The organism is Wenzhouxiangella sp. 15190 (assembly GCF_003417465.1).
In the GTDB taxonomy this organism is placed as follows: domain Bacteria; phylum Pseudomonadota; class Gammaproteobacteria; order Xanthomonadales; family Wenzhouxiangellaceae; genus Wenzhouxiangella.
The window spans coordinates 1-18,271 of record NZ_QVMV01000039.1; the positions used below are offsets into that span (position 1 = coordinate 1).

At 63.6% G+C, this 18,271-nt stretch carries 24 protein-coding genes; 17 read left to right on the top strand and 7 right to left on the bottom strand.

Annotated features, from left to right (window positions below):
* Positions 1–268: 268 nt before the first annotated feature.
* The 14 genes from DZK26_RS10180 (at position 269) to DZK26_RS10245 (ending at position 12,387) form a co-directional block, all read left to right on the top strand.
* On the top strand, positions 269–1,006 hold the full coding sequence (locus tag DZK26_RS10180; protein WP_116897508.1) for a YebC/PmpR family DNA-binding transcriptional regulator: 738 nt from the start codon (positions 269–271) through the stop codon (positions 1,004–1,006).
* Positions 1,006–1,494, top strand: a complete 489-nt coding sequence (gene ruvC, locus DZK26_RS10185; protein ID WP_116897507.1) for a crossover junction endodeoxyribonuclease RuvC — start codon at positions 1,006–1,008, stop codon at positions 1,492–1,494. Before DZK26_RS10180 ends, ruvC begins: the two co-directional genes overlap by 1 nt.
* Positions 1,491–2,078, top strand: a complete 588-nt coding sequence (gene ruvA / locus DZK26_RS10190; RefSeq protein WP_116897506.1) for a Holliday junction branch migration protein RuvA — start codon at positions 1,491–1,493, stop codon at positions 2,076–2,078. Before ruvC ends, ruvA begins: the two co-directional genes overlap by 4 nt.
* On the top strand, positions 2,078–3,115 hold the full coding sequence (gene ruvB, locus DZK26_RS10195) for a Holliday junction branch migration DNA helicase RuvB (protein ID WP_116897505.1): 1,038 nt from the start codon (positions 2,078–2,080) through the stop codon (positions 3,113–3,115). Before ruvA ends, ruvB begins: the two co-directional genes overlap by 1 nt.
* Positions 3,112–3,537 carry a tol-pal system-associated acyl-CoA thioesterase gene (gene ybgC, locus DZK26_RS10200; RefSeq protein WP_116897504.1) on the top strand — a complete coding sequence of 142 codons (426 nt, stop codon included), beginning with the start codon at positions 3,112–3,114 and terminating at the stop codon, positions 3,535–3,537. The genes ruvB and ybgC overlap by 4 nt, the downstream gene beginning before the upstream one ends.
* Positions 3,534–4,223 carry a protein TolQ gene (gene tolQ, locus DZK26_RS10205; protein WP_116897503.1) on the top strand — a complete coding sequence of 230 codons (690 nt, stop codon included), beginning with the start codon at positions 3,534–3,536 and terminating at the stop codon, positions 4,221–4,223. Before ybgC ends, tolQ begins: the two co-directional genes overlap by 4 nt.
* Before the next feature lies 1 nt (position 4,224).
* Positions 4,225–4,659, top strand: coding sequence for a protein TolR (gene tolR, locus DZK26_RS10210; protein WP_116897502.1), 435 nt, complete (start codon positions 4,225–4,227; stop codon positions 4,657–4,659).
* Between the two features lie 171 nt (positions 4,660–4,830).
* Positions 4,831–5,784, top strand: a complete 954-nt coding sequence (gene tolA, locus DZK26_RS10215) for a cell envelope integrity protein TolA (RefSeq protein ID WP_116897501.1) — start codon at positions 4,831–4,833, stop codon at positions 5,782–5,784.
* Positions 5,785–5,794: 10 nt separating this feature from the next.
* Complete coding sequence (gene tolB / locus DZK26_RS10220; RefSeq protein WP_258870825.1) at positions 5,795–7,069, top strand: Tol-Pal system beta propeller repeat protein TolB; 1,275 nt, start codon at positions 5,795–5,797, stop codon at positions 7,067–7,069.
* Positions 7,070–7,119: 50 nt separating this feature from the next.
* The gene (pal, locus tag DZK26_RS10225; protein ID WP_116897499.1) at positions 7,120–7,650 is read left to right on the top strand and encodes a peptidoglycan-associated lipoprotein Pal; all 531 of its coding nucleotides are present in this window, start codon (positions 7,120–7,122) and stop codon (positions 7,648–7,650) included.
* Complete coding sequence (ybgF, locus tag DZK26_RS10230; RefSeq protein WP_116897498.1) at positions 7,650–8,501, top strand: tol-pal system protein YbgF; 852 nt, start codon at positions 7,650–7,652, stop codon at positions 8,499–8,501. Before pal ends, ybgF begins: the two co-directional genes overlap by 1 nt.
* Positions 8,502–8,643: 142 nt before the next feature.
* Positions 8,644–9,504, top strand: coding sequence for a UTP--glucose-1-phosphate uridylyltransferase GalU (gene galU / locus DZK26_RS10235; protein WP_116897497.1), 861 nt, complete (start codon positions 8,644–8,646; stop codon positions 9,502–9,504).
* A gap of 167 nt (positions 9,505–9,671) precedes the next feature.
* Entirely contained in the window at positions 9,672–10,469 is a 798-nt protein-coding gene (gene cysQ, locus DZK26_RS10240; RefSeq protein ID WP_116897496.1) for a 3'(2'),5'-bisphosphate nucleotidase CysQ, read from the top strand.
* A 40-nt stretch (positions 10,470–10,509) separates the two neighbouring features.
* Positions 10,510–12,387: an ATP-binding cassette domain-containing protein gene (locus DZK26_RS10245; RefSeq protein WP_116897495.1), complete on the top strand. Its 1,878-nt coding sequence runs from the start codon at positions 10,510–10,512 to the stop codon at positions 12,385–12,387.
* A 22-nt stretch (positions 12,388–12,409) separates the two neighbouring features.
* Here DZK26_RS10245 and DZK26_RS10250 read toward each other — a convergent pair whose 3' ends face one another.
* Together DZK26_RS10250 and DZK26_RS10255 are read right to left on the bottom strand one after the other, a co-directional pair.
* Positions 12,410–12,547, bottom strand: coding sequence for a DUF3096 domain-containing protein (locus DZK26_RS10250; RefSeq protein WP_116897494.1), 138 nt, complete (start codon positions 12,545–12,547; stop codon positions 12,410–12,412).
* 106 nt (positions 12,548–12,653) lie between these two features.
* Entirely contained in the window at positions 12,654–13,187 is a 534-nt protein-coding gene (locus tag DZK26_RS10255; protein ID WP_116897493.1) for a gamma-glutamylcyclotransferase, read from the bottom strand.
* Positions 13,188–13,223: 36 nt separating this feature from the next.
* On the opposite strand from DZK26_RS10255, the gene DZK26_RS10260 reads away from it, so the two are divergent.
* Together DZK26_RS10260 and DZK26_RS10265 are read left to right on the top strand one after the other, a co-directional pair.
* Positions 13,224–13,706, top strand: coding sequence for a YajQ family cyclic di-GMP-binding protein (locus DZK26_RS10260; protein ID WP_116897492.1), 483 nt, complete (start codon positions 13,224–13,226; stop codon positions 13,704–13,706).
* A 55-nt stretch (positions 13,707–13,761) separates the two neighbouring features.
* A complete protein-coding gene (locus tag DZK26_RS10265) occupies positions 13,762–14,193 on the top strand; it encodes a nuclear transport factor 2 family protein (RefSeq protein ID WP_220337049.1) in 432 nt (143 codons plus the stop codon).
* Between the two features lie 3 nt (positions 14,194–14,196).
* Here the strand turns inward: DZK26_RS10265 and DZK26_RS10270 are convergent, their stop codons facing one another.
* From DZK26_RS10270 to DZK26_RS10280, 3 genes are read right to left on the bottom strand one after another with little or no spacing between them, the layout of a single operon-like run.
* Entirely contained in the window at positions 14,197–15,225 is a 1,029-nt protein-coding gene (locus DZK26_RS10270; protein ID WP_116897512.1) for a medium chain dehydrogenase/reductase family protein, read from the bottom strand.
* Between the two features lie 14 nt (positions 15,226–15,239).
* On the bottom strand, positions 15,240–15,575 hold the full coding sequence (locus DZK26_RS10275) for an SET domain-containing protein (RefSeq protein WP_116897491.1): 336 nt from the start codon (positions 15,573–15,575) through the stop codon (positions 15,240–15,242).
* On the bottom strand, positions 15,572–16,663 hold the full coding sequence (locus DZK26_RS10280) for a hypothetical protein (RefSeq protein ID WP_147316863.1): 1,092 nt from the start codon (positions 16,661–16,663) through the stop codon (positions 15,572–15,574). The genes DZK26_RS10275 and DZK26_RS10280 overlap by 4 nt, the downstream gene beginning before the upstream one ends.
* Positions 16,664–16,678: 15 nt before the next feature.
* On the opposite strand from DZK26_RS10280, the gene DZK26_RS10285 reads away from it, so the two are divergent.
* Positions 16,679–17,152 carry a GNAT family N-acetyltransferase gene (locus DZK26_RS10285; RefSeq protein WP_220337047.1) on the top strand — a complete coding sequence of 158 codons (474 nt, stop codon included), beginning with the start codon at positions 16,679–16,681 and terminating at the stop codon, positions 17,150–17,152.
* Here DZK26_RS10285 and DZK26_RS10290 read toward each other — a convergent pair.
* A complete protein-coding gene (locus DZK26_RS10290; protein ID WP_116897489.1) occupies positions 17,141–17,710 on the bottom strand; it encodes a YkvA family protein in 570 nt (189 codons plus the stop codon). The two genes, DZK26_RS10285 and DZK26_RS10290, sit on opposite strands and share 12 nt — an antisense overlap.
* 121 nt (positions 17,711–17,831) lie before the next feature.
* On the bottom strand, positions 17,832–18,206 hold the full coding sequence (locus tag DZK26_RS10295; RefSeq protein WP_116897488.1) for an MAPEG family protein: 375 nt from the start codon (positions 18,204–18,206) through the stop codon (positions 17,832–17,834).
* Positions 18,207–18,271 lie beyond the last annotated feature (65 nt).

Sequence of the window (18,271 nt, forward strand, 5' to 3'; positions counted from 1 at the left end):
ATCCGTACTCTTTTAAGCGCGCTTTTGATTCCTTTTGCCGCGCGAGGCAAAAGGAATTCGCCGAAAGAGCGCGCGCAGCGCGCCGGGCGAAACAGCAGTTGACTTGTCGAGACCCGCACTGCGTCCGGTGCCGCCAACCGGCCCAGCGCCCAGCGCGCCACAGCTTGAAGGCGGCCGCCGGGGATGCAACCCCGATCAACCGGGGCGCCGCCCCCCGAGCCATCGGTTAAAATGGCCGCTTTGTTATCATCATGGAGGCACTCGACGCATGGCCGGTCACAGTAAATGGGCCAATATCCAGCACCGCAAGAAGGCGCAGGACGCCAAGCGGGGCAAGATCTTTACCCGCTTGATCCGCGAAATCTCGGTGGCGGCGCGCGAGGGCGGCGGTGATCCTGACAGCAACCCGCGGCTACGGTTGGCCATCGACAAGGCCAACAGCAACAATGTGCCCAAGGACAACATCGAGCGCGCCATCAAGAAGGCCACCGGCGACCTCGAAGGCGCCTCTTACGAGGAACTGCGTTACGAGGGTTATGCACCCGGCGGTGTGGCGGTGATGGTCGATTGCCTGACCGACAACCGCAACCGCACCGTCTCGGAGGTTCGCCATGCCTTCAACAAGTACGGCGGCAACCTGGGCACTGACGGCTCGGTGGCCTTCCAGTTCGAGCGTAAGGGCGTGATCACGTTCGCCCCCGGCACCGGTGAGGACAAGGTGATGGAAGCCGCCCTGGAAGCCGGCGCCGAGGATATCGTCAATCACGAGGACGGTTCCATCGAAGTGCTGACCGAACCCGAGGAATTCGAGGCCGTGCGTGACAGTTTCCGGTCGGCGGGCCTGGCATTCGAGGAAGCCGAGGTCACCGAGCGGCCCAACAACCTTATCGAATGTGACGTCGAGTCCGGCAAGAAGGTCCTGAATTTCCTCGATGTGCTCGAAGACCTCGACGACACGCAGAACGTGTGGTCGAACGCGGATATTCCCGCGGAAGCCTACGAGTGATGCGCATCCTCGGCCTCGATCCGGGCTCACGTAAGACTGGTGTGGGCATCATCGAGGGCGAGCGGCTCATCCATGCCGAGACGATCCGCCTGGGTGGCGGCCCGATGCCGGAGCGGCTGGGTCTGATCTTTACCGAAGTCCAGCGCCTGATCGCCGAGCACCAGCCCGGGGTGGCAGCGGTGGAAACGGTGTTCATGAGCCGCAATGCGCAGGCGGCGATCAAGCTCGGCCAGGCGCGCGGGGCTGCCATCTGCGCGGCCGTCGGCGCCGGGCTCGAAGTGCACGAATATGCGCCCAGGGCGATCAAGCAGGCCATCGTCGGCCGCGGCGGGGCGGGCAAGGAACAGATCCAGCACATGACCCGCGTGCTGCTGAAGATCGAGTCCGACCTCGGCGAGGATGCGCACGATGCACTGGCCGCCGCACTGTGCCATCATCACACCGCACAAACCGCCAGCCGACTGCCGCCGGGAGTGGTATTGCGATGATCGTCCGTCTATCGGGAACTCTCGTCTCACGCCAGCCGCCCGCGCTGGTTATCGATGTCGGCGGCATCGGCTACGAAGTCGAGGCCCCGCTCAACGTCTTTGATCGGCTGCCGGGCGATGGTGAGCCAGTGACGATCCTCACGCACCTGGTCGTCAAGGAAGACGCCCACACCCTCTACGGATTTCTCGCCGAGGCCGACCGCAAGCTCTTTCGCGAACTGCTCAAGGTCTCCGGAATCGGGCCGCGCCTGGCGCTGGCCATCCTGTCGGGTGTCAGCGGCGACGATTTCGCCCTGATGGTCGAGTCCGGCGACAGCCAGGCCCTGACCCGGCTGCCGGGCATCGGAAAGAAGACTGCCGAGCGCCTGATCCTGGAAATGCGCGGCCGGATTTCCGACCTGGGCGGCGAAACGGGTGCGGCCGGTGGCGGGGCGTTGAGTGCCGACGCGGAAGCCCGCGAGGCATTGACCGCACTGGGATACTCGTCCTCCGAGGCGCTGAAGATGGTCAGGGCCGTGGCTGACAAGGATCTGTCGGCGGAGGCCCTGATCCGTAATGCGCTGAAGAAGAAGATGCAGGGCTGATGAACGAGGAAAGACTGGTCACCGCCGAAGTCGACCGCGACGAGGCCCGCATCGAGGCCAGTCTGCGGCCCGATCGCCTGGGCGAATACATCGGCCAGCCGGCGATGAAGGAGCGCCTGGGTATCTACCTCGAGTCGGCGCGGGGGCGTCACGAGGCGCTCGACCACGTGCTGATTTTCGGCCCGCCGGGCCTGGGCAAGACCACGCTTGCGCACGTCATTGCCCACGAGATGGGCGTCAACGTCCGCCAGACCTCCGGGCCCGTGCTCGAGCGCGCCGGCGACCTGGCCGCGATTCTGACCAATCTCGAGCCCGGTGACGTGCTGTTCGTCGACGAGATCCATCGCCTGAGCGCAGTGGTCGAGGAAGTGCTCTATCCGGCGATGGAAGACTACCGCATCGACATCATAATCGGGGAAGGGCCGGCGGCTCGCTCGATTCAGCTCGACCTGCCGCGTTTCACGCTGGTGGGTGCGACGACCCGGGCCGGATTGCTGACCTCGCCGCTACGGGACCGGTTCGGTATCGTCGAGCGGCTCGAGTTCTACGCACCCGACGAACTGACCGAAATCGTGATCCGTTCGGCCGGTATTCTCGATATCGAGGCCGACCGCGACGGTGCCCTGGAAATCGCCCGGCGCTCGCGTGGCACACCGCGAATCGCCAATCGCCTGCTCAGGCGGGTGCGCGACTTTGCCCAGGTGCGCGCCGATGGTCGCATCAGCGAAACGGTCGCGGCCGAGGCGCTGGAAATGATGCAGGTCGACGCCCGGGGTTTCGATTCGATGGACCGCAAGCTGCTCAAGAAGCTCGTGGAGGACTTCGGCGGCGGTCCGGTGGGTGTCGAGAGCCTGGCGGCGGCCCTGTCGGAAGAGCGCGGCACGATCGAGGACGTCATCGAGCCCTTTCTGATCCAGGAAGGTTTCCTGATGCGCACCGCCCGCGGCCGCATGGCCACGGCGGCGACCTGGAAACACTTCGGGCTCAACCCACCAGACAAGCCCGACGACCTGTTCAGCGACCGCTCCGAGACATGACTGAACCCTTCCGCTACCGCGTCTACTGGGAAGACACGGACGCCGGTGGCGTGGTCTACCACGCTCGCTACCTGGCGTTTTTCGAGCGCGCCCGCTCCGACTGGCTACGGGTGATGGGGTTTCCGCAGGTGCCCATGCGCGAGCGTGACAATCGCCTGTTCGTGGTGCGCCGCGTCGACACGCGCTTCATCGCCCCGGCCCGACTCGAGGATGAACTCGAGATCACGATCGACGTCGAACACCTGCGAGCGGCCTCGCTGACCTTCCACCAGCACATGGCTCGCTCGGGTGACGGCGAGCTGCTGGCCACCGCGCGCGTGGACGCCGCCTGCCTGGCCGCCGACCGCTTCGTGCCGGCGCGCATGCCCGAGGCATTGCGCACGGCCATCAAACGACAACAACAGAAACAGGAATCGCAATGAACGGCGAGTTGCAAGTCTGGGAACTGATCCGTGAGGCCAGCCTGCTGGTGCAATGCGTCATGGCGCTGCTGGCGGCCGCCTCGATTACCTCGTGGATGGTCATTTTCCGCAAGCGCCAGATGCTGGCTAGGGCCGAATCGCGCTCGCGCAAGTTCGAGGAAAAGTTCTGGTCGGGTGCCGATCTCAACAAGCTCTACGATGCCGTCGCCGGTAGCCGCGAGCCGCGCGAGGGGCTTGAGGCGATGTTCGAGGCCGGTTTTCGCGAGTTCACCCGGCAGCGCGAGGACGGCCGGCTCGATGCCGATGCGCTCACCAATGGCGCGCAGCGGGCCATGCGCGTGACGCTCACCCGCGAGATGGACCGCCTCGAGCACCGTTTGAGCTTCCTCGCCACGGTCGGCTCGGTCAGCCCCTATGTCGGCCTGTTCGGCACGGTCTGGGGCATCATGAATTCCTTCCGCGGTCTGGCCGGCTCGCAGCAGGCGACCATCGCCATGGTCGCTCCCGGCATTTCCGAGGCCCTGATCGCCACCGCCATGGGCCTGTTCGCCGCCATTCCGGCGGTGGTCGCCTTCAACAAGTTCTCCAACCAGGTCGAGCGCCTGGAAGTGCATTACGACAACTTCAAGGAAGAGTTCGCCTCGATCCTCAACCGGCAGGCGCGGCGGCTGCAGGAGAAGGGCTGACATGTCGGACCAGCCTTATATTCGCCGGCGGCGCAAGCGCATGTCGGAGATCAACGTCGTGCCCTACATCGACGTGATGCTGGTGCTGTTGATCATTTTCATGGTCACCGCGCCGCTGATGAACCAGGGCGTGGAAGTGGAGTTGCCGACCGGCCAGGCGGAGCCGCTGACCGACCAGGGCGATCCCTTGATGGTCACCGTCACGGCCGAGGGCGATCTCTACCTCGATACCGGCGATGCCGCCGAGCTGGTCGACGAACAGACCCTGGTTGAAACCGTCAGCGCCATCGTCGCCCGCAACCCGCAACTCCAGGTCACCGTCACCGGCGATCGCGATGTCGACTACCAGCACATCTATGGCGCCATGGTTCTTCTCCAGCGCGCCGGTGTCGCCTCCGTCGGCCTGGTGGGCGACCCTGAGCCCGAATCCGAATAAGAACCTCAGATGAACGCAGTTGGCCGCAGATGATCTTTGAATCGACTTCGCGGGAGTGCCGCCCTTGACGGATCCTCGTTTCAATGACTCCGCTGTCTCGGAAGCCGGATTTTTTCTTTATCTGTGTTTATCTGTGTTCATCTGTGGACAGATTTCTTTTTGAATCGACCGATGCTCTCTCCCCAGCGAAAACAGGCAATCAAGGACGGTCTGGCGGCCTTCGGGTTGGCGATCGCCGTGCATCTGGGGTTCGTGCTGATTCTGGTTGTCGGGACCTGGCAATGGGAGCCTTTCGAACACAAGCCGGTACCCGTGCGGGTGACCCTGGTCGACCGGGGCCCGACGGCGGTGGAGCAGCCCGAGGCGGTCGATGATGCAATGGAAGCCGCCGAGCGAGAGCGTCAGCGCCAGGAAGAACTCGAGCGCCAGCGTGAAGAAGAAGCCGAGCGACAGCGCCAGGCCGAACTGGAGCAGCAGCGCGAGGAAGAAGAGGCCGAGCGACGTCGACAGGAGCAGCTCGAGCAACAGCGCCGCGAAGAAGAGCAGCGCCGACAGGAGGAAGCCGAACGCCGCCGCCAGGAGGACGAGGAAGCCCGGCGGCAGGCCGAGGAAGAACAACGTCAGCTGGAGCGCGAGCGTCGCGAGCGCGAGGAAGCCCGCGAGCGTGAACTCGAGGAATTGCGCCGCCAGCGCGAACAGGCCCAGAGCGAGCGCGAGGAACAGCAGCGTCGCCTGGACGAACTGTCCGAGCGCCGCGAGCGCGAGGCCGAGGAGCAGGCAGCCGAAGAAGAGGCCGAGCGCCTGCGCCTGGCCGAAGAGCAGGCTGCCGCCGACGCCCGGCGTGCCACGCTGCGGGAGGAGTATATTGCCACCTTGCGCGAGCTTGTGCGCCGAAGCTGGCTACGCCCACCGACGACCCAGCCCGGCGTCCGGTGCAATGTGCGAGTGTTGCAAGCGCCCAATGGCGGCATCATAGATGCAACAATCGTGTCGCCGTGCAATGCTGATGATGCGACACGGCGGTCGATCATCGCCGCAGTCAATCGAGTCGGGGAATTCCCCACCCAAGGATATGAAGATGTTTTCGAGCGCCAGATCACTTTTGAGTTCTATTACGACGGTTAGCCTTCTTCTTTTGGCGCTGCTGGTTTCCGCCCCGGCGGCGGCCGAATTGCGTATCGAAATCGTCGACGGCGTCGAAGGCGCCATGCCGATTGCCGTCGCGCCATTTGCCTGGAACGCCGATATGCCCGAGCCGGATGCGGGCGTGGCCGAGATCGTCAGCGCGGACCTGCATCGCTCCGGCCTGTTCGATCCGATGGAAGAGGAGGAAATGGTCGACCGGCCGTCGGACCCCACCGAGGTGCGTTTCGGCACTTGGCGTTTGCTCAAGGTCGATCACCTGGTCGTCGGTTCGGTGCGCGAGACCAACGACGGCATGGGCTACGAGATCGAGTACCACCTGCTCGATGTGCATTCCGGTCGCGTCCTGTTCTCCCAGGCGATGACCGTCGGCCTGGGCGATCTGCGCTTTGGCGCCCATCGCGTTGCCGACGCCGTCTATGAAGAGTTGATGGGGGTGCCCGGTGCGTTTGCTACGCGCATTGCCTACGTGGCGGTGCGCGGCAGCGGCGAGGACGAGCGCTTCGAGTTGATCGTGGCCGATGCCGATGGGCACAATCCGCAAACGGTGGTGCGCAACAGCCAGCCGATCATGTCGCCGACCTGGTCGCCGGACGCCCGCAAGATTGCCTACGTGTCGTTCGCCACCGGCCGCTCGCAGGTGATCGTCCAGAACCTCTACACCGGCCAGAACCGCGTGGTCAGTTCCGGCAAGGGGATCAATGGCGCGCCGGCTTTCTCGCCGGACGGGGAGAAGCTGGCGGTCAGCCTCTCGCGCAGCGGCAGCCCGGAAATTTGGCTCATCGATCTAGAAACCGGCAGCCGCGAACAATTGACGCACCACTGGGCGATCAACACCGAGCCAACTTTTTCGCCCGATGGAGAGCGCATCTATTTCACGTCCGACCGCGCGGGCCGCCCCCAGATCTACGTCATGGATACCGCCGGCGGCGATCCCGAGCGCGTCACCTGGGAAGGCCGCTACAATGCCCATGCCAGCTTCGGCCTCGAGGAACGCTATCTGGCGGTCATTTACAGTGAGGGCGGCGAGGATTACCGGATCGCAATCCATGATCGCGAAACGGAGCGTTTGCGTGTATTATCTGACGGTCGGCTGGACGAATCGCCGAGCTTTGCGCCCAACGGCAGCATGGTTCTCTATGCCAAGCGCCGAGAGGGCAGGAGTGAACTGGCAGCCGTCTCGGCTGACGGTCGCGTCCGGCAACGGCTGGTCCTGAGTGAGGGCGACGATGTTCGGGAACCGGCCTGGTCGCCACTGATTCGATAAACAAAATGAGATTGCCCCTAACAATGCCTGTACGATTTTCAGGAGGTAGCATGAAGACTGCACTGCGATTCATCGCCCTTGTCATGCTGGCCGCCATTCTGGCTGCCTGCGCGAGGGAAACGGTTGAAGAACCCGAAGCTCCGGAGCCGCCGCCGACCCAGGAGCCGGCGGAAGAGCCTGAGACCGATCGCCTGGATCCACGTGATTTCACCGATCCTCGCAACCTCGACAATTCCGACAGCGTGCTGAGCCAGCGCGTGGTCTATTTCGAGTTCGATCGCTCCAACGTCCGCGCCGAGTTCCGCCCGATCATCGAGGCGCACGCCGAGTACCTGCGTGCCAATTCCTCGGCCCGGGTGATGCTGGAAGGTCACGCCGACGAACGCGGTTCGCGTGAATACAACCTGGGCCTGGGTGAGCGCCGAGGCAACTCCGTCGAGGAGCTGCTGCGGGCCAATGACGTACCTTCGCGCCAGATCGAAGTGGTCAGCTATGGCGAAGAGCGTCCCGTATGCCGGGAAAGCAACGAAGATTGCTGGCAGCGCAACCGCCGCGTGGAGATCGTCTACACGGCCCGGTAATGGCACTGACGAACTTCACCAAGATACTGGCGATTTTGGCGGTCGGCTTCGTGCCGGCCGCCATCGTTCCGGCACAGGCTCAGGAGGATGGCAGCGATCTGGTCTACGACGTCCAGGCGCTGAAGGAGGAAGTGCGCGAACTGAGGGGGCTGGTTGAATCGCAGCAGCGCGAGATCGAAAATCTCCGGCGCCGTCAGCGTGACCAGTACCTCGATCTCGATCGCCGGCTCCAGTCGCTGGAGCAGGGGGGCAGTGAATCGACAGGCGACGAGGAGAGCGAGCCGGTACGCACCGAATCGCCCGAGGACAACCAACCCGTTCGTCCGGCGAGCGACTCGGTCGAGCCGTCGCGCCCGGACCGTGAAGCGCCCGAAGTGCGCGAGCCGATCGACGCAGAGGCCGAGATCACGCCGCTGGCCGAACCGTCCGCTGGACCGGCCCGCGAAATGGAGTCGGCCAGCGAGGAAGAGAAGAACGCCTACGACCGCGCGTTCCGGGCGCTGCGCGAGACGCGCTATGCCGATGCGGCCGAGGGCTTTTCCGCGTTTCTCGAAGAGTACCCCGAGTCGCCTTACGCGCCCAATTCACTCTACTGGCTGGCCGAGACCTATTACGTCACGCGTGATTTCGAGACCGCGCTGGATTACTTCAACGAGCTGCTGGAACGCTTTCCCGACAGCAAGAAACGGGGCGACGCCCTGCTCAAGATCGGCTTCAGTCACTATGAACTGGAGCGCTGGAACCAGGCTCGCGCTGCCCTCGAGCAGGTGCGTAGCCAGCATCCCGGAACGACCCTGGCCCGCCTGGCCGAAGGTCGGCTGCGCGACATGCGGCTTGCGGGGCACTACTGACGGGGTAGGGTCGACGGTTTCCGGTTTCCGGTTTCCGGTTTCCGATTTACGGATCACCGACCACGGACCCCGTAACCCGTAACCCGTAACCCGTTTTCCGCTACCATGGCGGGTTTAGGGAATCTCAGGGGCCAATCCCGCCATGATCGATACCGTCGTCTTCCCCGTAGCTGGACTCGGCACGCGTTTCCTGCCGGCGACCAAGGCCATCCCGAAGGAAATGCTGCCGGTGGTCGACAAGCCGCTGATTCAGTATGCCGTGGAGGAGGCCGTGGCCGCCGGTGCGCGTCGCCTGGTTTTCGTCACCGGCCGGACCAAGAACGCCATCGCCGATCATTTCGACATGGCCTACGAGCTCGAAACCGAACTCGAGCAGCGCGGCAAGCACGAACTGCTGGCACTGGCGCAGGATACCGTTCCTGACGGCGTTGAATGCCTGTATGTCCGTCAGCGTCAGGCGCTGGGCCTGGGCCATGCCGTGCTGTGCGCTCGCTCGCTGGTCGCCGGCGACGCCTTCGGCCTGATCCTGCCCGACGACCTGGTGGACAATGGTCACGACCCCGTGCTTTCGCAGCTGGCGCGGCACCATGCCGATACTGGCGCCTCGGTGATCAGCGTCGAGGAAGTACCACGCGAGAAGACAAGCTCCTATGGCGTGGTGGATGTCGAGTCCTTTGCCGGCCGAAGCGGTCGCATTCGAGGCGTGGTGGAAAAGCCCGAGCCGGAGAACGCGCCTTCGAACCTGGCCATCGTCGGGCGCTATATCCTGAGTTCGCGTATCTTCGAGCTGCTCGAACACACCGCACCCGACCACCGCGGCGAGATCCAGATCACAGACGCCATCGCCACGCTGCTCGACGAGCAGCCGGTCGATGCCTACCAGTTTGAAGGCCGGCACTACGATTGCGGCTCCAAGCTGGGCTTTCTGCAGGCCACCGTCGATCTCGGTCGCAAGCACCCCGAGCTCGGTGCCGACTTTTCCGCCTGGCTTGAAAATTCATAGACCACGGAAAGCACGGAATACACGGAACCTATACACGTTCCAGGGTTGTGCAAGGAATTCCCCGCCTTCATCTGAACGATTGACGCCGCAAGATACAGGGCGGTCGTTCCTTCCGTGTTCTCCCGTGAATTCCGTGGTTCCAATAAACGATTTGAAGAGAGACCCACATGCAATTGAGTGAAATGCTGCCTCGTGTGCGCGAGGCCGTGGCCGAGGCCGGGGAGGCCATCATGGCCGTCTACAACAATCCGGCCACTACCGAGGTCGTCGACAAGGACGACAAGAGCCCGCTGACCGAAGCCGATCTGGCCGCCAATCGCATCCTGGTCGAGCGCCTCGAGGCGCTCACGCCCGATGTGCCGATCCTTTCGGAGGAATCGAAGCAGGCGCCCTGGTCGGAGCGAAAGCAGTGGAAGGAACTCTGGGTCGTCGATCCGCTCGACGGTACGCGCGAGTTTCTCAAGCGCAACGGCGAATTCACCGTCAACGTCGCGCTGGTGCGCGAGCACGAGCCCGTACTGGGTGTGGTTTATGCCCCGGCGCTGGATCGCTGGTATTACGCCTCGACCGAGGACGGTGCATGGCGCCAGGATGACGCTCGCGAGCCCGTGCGCATCGAAGCCGGCCACAAGCAGTATGACCGGCCCTGGCAGGTGGTGGGCAGCCGCTCGCACAATACCCGCGAGGCCGAGGATTTCGTGGCGCGCCTGGGCTCGGCCGAGTTCGTCGCCATGGGCAGTTCGCTCAAGCTCTGCCTGGTCGCCGACGGTTCGGCCGATATCTATCCCCGTCTGGGCCCAACCTGCGAATGGGATACCTGTGCCGCCCAGGCGGTGGTGGTAGCCGCCGGCGGTCAGGTGGTCAACGCCGAAACCGGCGAGCCCTTGACCTACAATGCCCGCGAAGAAGTGCTCAACCCCTGGTTCATCGTCTGCCGCGATCCCGATCCGGCCTGGTTCGAGTAGCCGGACCGGCATGAATCCATTCATCCAAGCCTGACTGCCAATGTCGCTCATTTCCATTCGTGAACTCGATTTCAGCATCGGTGGACCGCTGCTCCTGGAAAAGGTCGAGCTCGACATCGAGGCGAACGAGCGCGTGGCGCTGGTCGGCCGCAACGGCGCCGGCAAGTCCACGCTGCTCAAACTGATTGCCGGCGAAATAGAGCCCGACGACGGCGAGATCATTCGGGGCGCCAACGTGCGTGTATCGGCGCTGCCGCAGGAGGTTCCCGATTCTGCCGAAGGCAGCGTGTTTGATCAGGTTTCGCGCGGGCTGGGTGATGTCGGCGATCTGCTGGCGGAGTTTCACCGCTTGAGCCAGGGCGACGAGTTCGATCCCGATGCCTTCGCACGTGTCCAGGCGAAGCTCGATGCCACCGGCGGCTGGGATATCGACCAGCAGGTCGAGCGCGTACTGGAACATCTCGCACTCGACGGCGAAGCGCGTTTTGCCGAACTTTCGGGCGGCATGAAGCGCCGCGTGTTGCTGGGGCAGGCTCTGGTGCAGCGTCCCGACGTGCTGCTACTCGACGAGCCCACCAACCATCTCGATATCGAATCGATCGAGTGGCTGGAGGGTTTCCTCAAGGAGTTCTCCGGCAGCCTGGTATTCGTCACCCATGATCGCCGCTTTCTGCGGAACCTGGCCACGCGGATCGTCGAGATCGATCGCGGGCAAGTGACCTCCTGGCCGGGTGACTGGCAGAACTACCTGAGACGGGTCGAGGAGCGTGCCCACGCCGAGGAGCTCGAAAACCAGCGTTTCGACAAGAAACTGGCCGCGGAGGAAGCCTGGATCCGTCAGGGCATCAAGGCGCGGCGTACACGCAACGAAGGCCGGGTGCGCACCCTGAAGAAAATGCGGGCCGAGCGGGCGCAACGGCGCGAGCGCCAGGGTAGCGTGCAGATGGAAGCCGCGAGTGCCGGACGGTCGGGGCGCAAGGTCATCGAGGCCGAGAACATCAGCTTTGCCTGGGACGACAAGCCGATGGTGCGCGACTTCTCCACCACAATCTTTCGCGGTGATCGCATCGGCCTGATCGGTGCCAACGGCAGCGGCAAGTCGACGCTGTTGCAGTTGCTGCTGGGTCAGCTGGAGCCCCAGGCCGGTACGGTCACCCATGGCACCAATCTGGAGATCGCGTATTTCGACCAGCACCGATCGGTACTGCGTGACGACTGGTCAGCGGCCGAGAACGTGGCCGACGGGCGCGACTTTGTCGAGATCAACGGCAAGCGCAAGCACATCATCGGCTATCTGCAGGATTTCCTCTTCACCCCCGAACGCGCCCGCGCGCCCATCAGCAAGCTCTCCGGTGGCGAGCGCAACCGCCTGCTGCTGGCCCGACTGTTCGCCCGCCCGTCCAACATGCTGGTCATGGACGAACCGACCAACGACCTGGATGCCGAGACCCTGGAGTTGCTCGAAGAACTGCTGGGCGAGTACGCCGGCACGCTATTGCTGGTCAGCCACGACCGCGAGTTCCTCGACAACGTTGTGACCGCATCGTTCGTGATGGAGGGTGGCGGCCGGGTCGGTGAGTATGTCGGTGGCTACAGCGACTGGCTCAGGCAGCGGCGGCCCGATGTATCGCCGACGGAGACCGCCAGTCGCAAGAAGTCGACGACATCCGGAGGCAAGCCCGGGAAAAAGCCGGCCAAGCTCAGCTACAAGCTGGCCCGGGAACTCGAGCAGTTGCCCGAAAAGGTCGAGGCACTGGAAGCACGCGTGGCCGAGTTGAGCGAACGGATGAACGACCCGGAGTTCTACCGGCAGGATCCCGAATCCATTACCCGCCATAACGCCGAAGTCGAGGCGGTCCAGGCCGAGCTGGACGCCGCTTACAGCCGCTGGGAAGAACTGGAAAGCCGGGGCGGTTGACCTGTCCCGGCCCGAACCGTTTCTACAGGCCGAAAATCCCCACGATGCCGATTACGATCAAGTAGATCGCCACGATCAGGTTGAGCAGCTTGGGCACGATCAGGATGGCAATGCCGGCGATCAGGGAAATGATGGGAACGAGTTCGAGATGGATGGTCATAGGGGGCTTCCTTGCGTTGGCGAATCGATACGATCGAGAACTGCTTCCCCCTTACCCTAGCAGAAGCAAGTCGCGGGCTTCCGCTCGCCGGCATACCCGGAGTCGTTCAGCGACTTTCCGCCAGTCGGGCCCTGACCCGCCGCTCCAGGTCGAAGACGTGCTCGTCGGTCTCGCCGATTTCTCGCAGCGACTCGGCCAGCGCGAGCAGGTAATCGAGATTGTCGCCGCTCGGGCCGTGGGCGGACAGGATGTGTTCGGCCATGTCAGCCGGGTCCGCGGGGCCGATAAAGGCGGGATTGTCCCGGCCCGCCACGTAAAGCGTGCCGTTCACGGTGGTGTCGCGTTCGAGCAGGTGGATATCCACGCGGTGGTGTTCGTAGCCGTTCTTCTCGCGGTGATCGAGGTGTTCGAAGACTTCGTGAGCCACGCGGTAGGCCATGCCGCGGCATGCGCGGCCTGCTTCGGGGACCAGGGTGACGACCCGGCCCGGCGCGTCGGGCGTGCCCCGGTGATCGTGCGAGCCCTGCCAAAATCGGCGACCCCAGCCCTCGATCTGCGCCGGCTCGCGGTCAAGGTACGGAAAGTCGACCTTGTAGATCAGCGAGCCGTAGCCGAAGACCCAGTCGCTGTTCTTATCCATGGGCACTCGTGCGACGGTGTTAGTATTGGAGCTATCATGCCATCGTTCGACATCGTCTCGGAAGTCGACCACCACGAAGTGGCCAATGCCGTCGACCAGGCCAATCGCGAAGTCGCCACGCGATTCGATTTCAAGGGAACCGACTCAAGCTTCGAGATCGATGGGCAGCGCATCACGCTTCGCACGGAGTCCGAGTTTCAGCTCGATCAGATGCTCGACATGCTCCATGGGAAATTGACAAAGCGGGGTATAGACCTCGAAGGCATCGAAGCCGACGAGCCCGAGATCGGTGCCAGGACCGCGATGCGCAATATCACCATTCGCGAAGGCATCGACACCGATATGGCCAAGAAGATGGTCAAGCTCGTCAAGCAGTCCAGGCTGAAGGTGCAGGCCAGCATTCAGGGCGACCAGGTTCGCGTAACCGGCAAGAAACGCGACGACTTGCAGGCGGTTATGGCCTTGCTGCGCGAGGCCGAGCTCGGCCTGCCACTGCAGTTCAAGAACTTTCGTGACTGATTCGGGGAGCAAGCATATGGCCGTGAAGCAAGCAATCAGAACCGGATCGATGTTGTTGGCTCTCTTTCTTTCGACCGCGGTCCTGGCCGAAGGCGATGATCAGGCCGAGCTCGCAAGTCTGCTCGAGACTTTTCTGGACGGTGCCTCGGTCAATGATGCGGCCGTCCACGACCGGTTCTGGGCCGACGACCTGATCTACACCAGTTCGGACGGGCAGCGTTTCGGCAAGGCCGAGATCATGGCCTCGCTGGCCGAAGTCGGGTCTGCCGGGCAGGAAGAACCGCCACAGCCCCCGCAGTACTCGGCTCGGGATATCGACATTCGCGTATTCGGAGACAGTGCCGTCGTGACCTTCCGTCTCATGGCGTCACGCGATGGCGAAATCGTCGGTGAATACCTGAACACCGGCGTGTTCCGAAAACGCGTGCCGGGCTGGCGGGCGGTTGCCTGGCAGGCCACCCGGGCCGGGCAGTCGAACGGGGAATAGCGCTCAGGGGATCAGGGCCAGTTTGCCGATCGTTTGGCCCGACTCGATACGGCGCTGGGCGTTTGCAGCGTCGTTCAGCGCGAAGGTCTCGACCGGCAACGGGGCCAGGCGGCTGTCGGCGAAACGCTCCAGCAACCACTGCATGCCTTCACGCATGGCTGGTGCATGCGACTGCAGGAAACTCAGGTTCGCCGCCAGCACGCTGCGATTGGACTGCGTCATGTCCATGGGGTTGAAGCGCGGTGTTCGTAGCCAGTCGCGGGCGAGCTTGAACCAGTTCAGCCGGCCGTTTTTCGGCAGCATGGAGGCGAAGCCGTAGATCACCAGCCGTCCGGTCGGGGCCAGATGCTCGTAGCTCTGCTTGAGTGTGGCCACGCCGTTGGCGTCGAAGACCGCGTCGAAGCCTTCCGGCGCCAGGTGCTCCGCTTCCCTCCAGAGTTCCCCGGCGGATTTGTCGATGACGGCCTGCGCGCCCATCGAGCGGGCGTGTTCGACCTTGTGCGTGGCGCCCACGACGCCGATCGCCTGAACATCGGCCAGACGGGCCAGCTGCAGCAGGGCTGATCCCACCCCACCGGCGGCCGAGTGGACCAGCCAGGTTTCGCCGGGCCGGGGGTGAACCTGTCGGTGCACCATCCACCAGGCGGTGAGGAAGACGGTCGGCACCGTCGCGGCCTGTTCGAAACTCAAGGCAGCCGGCTTGGCAAAGACGCCCTCGGCCGGCAGCCGCAGATGACTGGCGTATCCGCTGAACAGGCTCAGGCCGATGACCTCGTCGCCGGGTTGCCAGTGCTCGACTTTCTCGCCGACGGCCGCGACGGTGCCCGCGACTTCGAAACCGGGTGTGATCGGATAACCGTGAAGTTTCTTTGCCGAAGCGTAGAGGCCCATGCGGATGATGCTGTCGGCGTAGTTCACCCCGCAGGCCCGGCAGGCAATGACCACTTCACCAGGGGCGGGCTCGGGAACCGATTCCTCGAGCAACTGCAGCGTGTCGAGGCCGCCCGGACGTTGGATCACAATCCGGTGCATGCGGCCTGCCGCCTTCACTCTTCCTCGTCCCAGCCGTAGTCGAAGGTGATTTCCTCGTCTGGCTCAATCGGGTGCAGGGCATAGAGTTCGTCCCCCCACCAGTCAGCATTGGGGTCGGAGGAATGATTGAGGAAACGCATCTCGTTACGGCCGTTGATGCCTTCCCATTCTTCGCTGTCCTCGTTCCACAGCCACAGCACGTGCATGCCGTTGCGCCTTGTCTCGGGACCCTCGTAGGTGCCGATGTAGTCGTCGGTATCGATTCGCTGGCGTGCGAACAGGCCGCGGCCATGAATGGGGGAGTCGGCTACGTAGGCCAAAGGGTTGTTGTCGTATTTTCTCTGGTTCATGTTTCGGCCGACCGCAGGCGGCCGGTCTCCGGGTCGGTGTGGAGTTGCTGGGTGGCGTCGAAATGCCTGAGTCCGCGTGCGGCGAGGTCGCGCATGACCCGATTGGCCGATTCCGGCCGCAGGGGATAGATATGCATCATGCGGCCGTCTTCGACCACCGTCCATGCGAGAAGGCCGATATCGGGATGATGGTGGACGGTGATGCCGTCGGCATGGTTCGTCGGCCCGGTCGAATCGATCATGCTGGCGTTGTCGGGGTCGAAGACCACCGGCGGATCAGGTCGGGCACGCCAGTCGATCGCGTGGCTGTCGAGCAGGGTGGTCAGGGTGCGGAAGGCGCGCAGCCACAGGGCATAGTCGTCGTTGTTGCCGGGAAACTGGTCGAGGCTGATAAAGGGAATATCGACGTGTTTTCTTGATGGATCCCAATGCGCGCGCAGCCCGGCCGGCAATTCGTGCTCGTGTTCGTGATCGGCATCGACCAGGATCTGTTCGACCACGGGCCAGAAGCCCCCCAACCCGGCGCCGTCGAGCTGGACGTGCTGCAGGGCGATGAGGTCGGCCAGCGTGAGCAACTGGCCGTGGACCGTCTCGAGCCCGGCGCTTTCGCTCAGCAGGGCGCGCGCGGGCGGGTCGATGCTGGCGCGTTCAAACAACTCCGCTTCCAGCGCTTCCTCGAGGGCCTCGGCCTCGTCTTCCGGGCATATCAGGGTCACCGGCAGCGCCAGAAACTGTCCCTGGGGCGATTGCTCGGACGGCTGCAGCCCGGCGTGCGGCATCTTCGAGCGATGCGCGCCGATGGCGAGAACGCGCGGCTCGAACCCGCGCTCCCGCAGCGTGGATTCGGCCAGTTCCTCCAGCGCCTGCCAGACCGGAAAGCCCGGCCGCATCAACTCGAATGGTTCGAACAGACTTGCTGAAAGGACCAGCATGGTTTGCTCGACCGCAGGGACGACGCGATGGAGGTCCTCGGCGAGGTGGCCGGCGAGTCGTTCGGCCTCGTGCCGATCCAGGGTGCGTCCGGGTGATTCGCCCGGCTCGATTTCCAGTCCCGCCAGCAGGCGGATATGATGCATGCTTTCATTCATGATTCGGACTGTGTCATGACCATGACCAAACAGCTTTCGTGGCGCGTGGAGCGTTTCGATGAACTTTCACTGGACCGACTCTATGCCGTCCTGGCCGCCCGCGTGGCGGTCTTCGTGGTCGAGCAGGACTGCCCCTACCAGGATCTTGACGGGCTCGATGACTGCGGACTGCATATCGGTGCCTGGTCGGGCGGGAGCGTGCTGGCGTATGCCCGGGTACTGCCGCCGGGACAGCGCTTTGCCGAGCCCTCGATCGGCCGTGTACTGACCGTGGAGACGGTGCGGGGCACGGGGTTGGGGCGCGAGCTGATGCGTCACAGTATTGCTGCTGCAGAGCGCTGTTTCCCGGGCCGGGCGCTGCGTATCTCGGCCCAGCAGTACCTGGAGCGGTTTTATACCGAGCTTGGATTCGAGACGGTCAGCGAGCCGTATCCGGAAGACGGCATTCCCCACGTCGAGATGTTTCGACCCGTGAACTCAGAAAAGTGAGATGGGCGACTTGCCGCTGCTCCCACCACCGCCGCCACGGCGTCGCCGCCGGCGCATACGAGACAGCAGGGCCTGTTCACGCGACTTCAGAAAATCGCCGCGATTGAGCTCTTCCGGTTTCATGCCGCGCCGCTTTGCTTCGGCCTTGCGATACTTCACGAAATCCTGATAGGCATCGATCTCGGGCTTGAGCTCGCGTGTCATCAACTCAATCATGATGGCATCGTCGAGAAAGCCCAGGCCGGGAATGTTGTCCGGGATTAGATCCTGCGGGTCGTTGAAGTAAGCCAGGGCGGCCAGCACGCGCTGACGGCCGACATCCTGCATGCCCCAGCCTTCGTCTTCGAGCATGTCGATGAGCAGGCCGAGCATGTCGAGCCGTCCGCGTACGAACTCGCTGCTCTTGCCCCGGCCAGAGGCTTCCTCGATCAGTTTTCGCGCACTGGCGATGATCTGATCGGGGTTTTGTTCGCGGGTGTTGTCCATGGCCTTGCGGGCCATTTCGCGAAAGCGTTCGAGATCCTTATCGGAAAAGTCGAGAGTGATTCTGAGGCTCATGGGTGGATTCCCTTGTAGTTCTTCAAGAGTGAGCGGGTCAAACACATAGCGTAGATCGCAGCCCGCGGGCCGTCAATGGTTCCCGGGTCGCGCCCGCACCTGACCGGAGATTCCTTCGATATCAGGCGCCGGCGATGAACAGCCATACACAGCAGATCATACCGCCCAGCCACATCAAGGAACGCGCGAGGTGGATGTCGGCCAGATAACAGATACCGTAGGCAATGCGAAAGGCGACGAACGCCACAGCCAGTGCGTCGACCATCGGCTGGTCGGCGCCTGCTACATGCGCTACCAGAACGGCGGCCGCAAAAAACGCAAACGCTTCGTGTGAGTTCTGCTGCGCCCACCAGGCCCGCTTGCGATAGCCGGTAACCGACTCGTACCAGTCGCGTGGACGGCGATTGTTGAACGTTTTGTCGCCCGCCTTGGCGACGCCTGCGAATACGAGCGGCATCAAACCGGCGATCAGCACGCACCACAATGCGATGGTCATAACCCGTCAGCTCCCTGGAAAAACTCAGTTTACACTAGTCGACCGGGGCCACCGGCTTGCCGAAA

Coding starts and splice junctions, on each gene's coding strand:
- cysQ (WP_116897496.1), top strand. CDS start 9,672: ATGCAATTGAGTGAAATGCTGCCTCGTGTGCGCGAGGCCGTGGCCGAG.
- DZK26_RS10295 (WP_116897488.1), bottom strand. CDS start 18,206: ATGACCATCGCATTGTGGTGCGTGCTGATCGCCGGTTTGATGCCGCTC.
- tolA (WP_116897501.1), top strand. CDS start 4,831: ATGCTCTCTCCCCAGCGAAAACAGGCAATCAAGGACGGTCTGGCGGCC.
- ybgC (WP_116897504.1), top strand. CDS start 3,112: ATGACTGAACCCTTCCGCTACCGCGTCTACTGGGAAGACACGGACGCC.
- ruvC (WP_116897507.1), top strand. CDS start 1,006: ATGCGCATCCTCGGCCTCGATCCGGGCTCACGTAAGACTGGTGTGGGC.
- DZK26_RS10260 (WP_116897492.1), top strand. CDS start 13,224: ATGCCATCGTTCGACATCGTCTCGGAAGTCGACCACCACGAAGTGGCC.
- galU (WP_116897497.1), top strand. CDS start 8,644: ATGATCGATACCGTCGTCTTCCCCGTAGCTGGACTCGGCACGCGTTTC.
- ruvB (WP_116897505.1), top strand. CDS start 2,078: ATGAACGAGGAAAGACTGGTCACCGCCGAAGTCGACCGCGACGAGGCC.
- DZK26_RS10275 (WP_116897491.1), bottom strand. CDS start 15,575: ATGAACCAGAGAAAATACGACAACAACCCTTTGGCCTACGTAGCCGAC.
- DZK26_RS10285 (WP_220337047.1), top strand. CDS start 16,679: ATGACCATGACCAAACAGCTTTCGTGGCGCGTGGAGCGTTTCGATGAA.
- DZK26_RS10270 (WP_116897512.1), bottom strand. CDS start 15,225: ATGCACCGGATTGTGATCCAACGTCCGGGCGGCCTCGACACGCTGCAG.
- ruvA (WP_116897506.1), top strand. CDS start 1,491: ATGATCGTCCGTCTATCGGGAACTCTCGTCTCACGCCAGCCGCCCGCG.
- DZK26_RS10290 (WP_116897489.1), bottom strand. CDS start 17,710: ATGAGCCTCAGAATCACTCTCGACTTTTCCGATAAGGATCTCGAACGC.
- DZK26_RS10180 (WP_116897508.1), top strand. CDS start 269: ATGGCCGGTCACAGTAAATGGGCCAATATCCAGCACCGCAAGAAGGCG.
- tolR (WP_116897502.1), top strand. CDS start 4,225: ATGTCGGACCAGCCTTATATTCGCCGGCGGCGCAAGCGCATGTCGGAG.
- pal (WP_116897499.1), top strand. CDS start 7,120: ATGAAGACTGCACTGCGATTCATCGCCCTTGTCATGCTGGCCGCCATT.
- tolQ (WP_116897503.1), top strand. CDS start 3,534: ATGAACGGCGAGTTGCAAGTCTGGGAACTGATCCGTGAGGCCAGCCTG.
- ybgF (WP_116897498.1), top strand. CDS start 7,650: ATGGCACTGACGAACTTCACCAAGATACTGGCGATTTTGGCGGTCGGC.
- DZK26_RS10250 (WP_116897494.1), bottom strand. CDS start 12,547: ATGACCATCCATCTCGAACTCGTTCCCATCATTTCCCTGATCGCCGGC.
- DZK26_RS10255 (WP_116897493.1), bottom strand. CDS start 13,187: ATGGATAAGAACAGCGACTGGGTCTTCGGCTACGGCTCGCTGATCTAC.
- DZK26_RS10245 (WP_116897495.1), top strand. CDS start 10,510: ATGTCGCTCATTTCCATTCGTGAACTCGATTTCAGCATCGGTGGACCG.
- DZK26_RS10280 (WP_147316863.1), bottom strand. CDS start 16,663: ATGAATGAAAGCATGCATCATATCCGCCTGCTGGCGGGACTGGAAATC.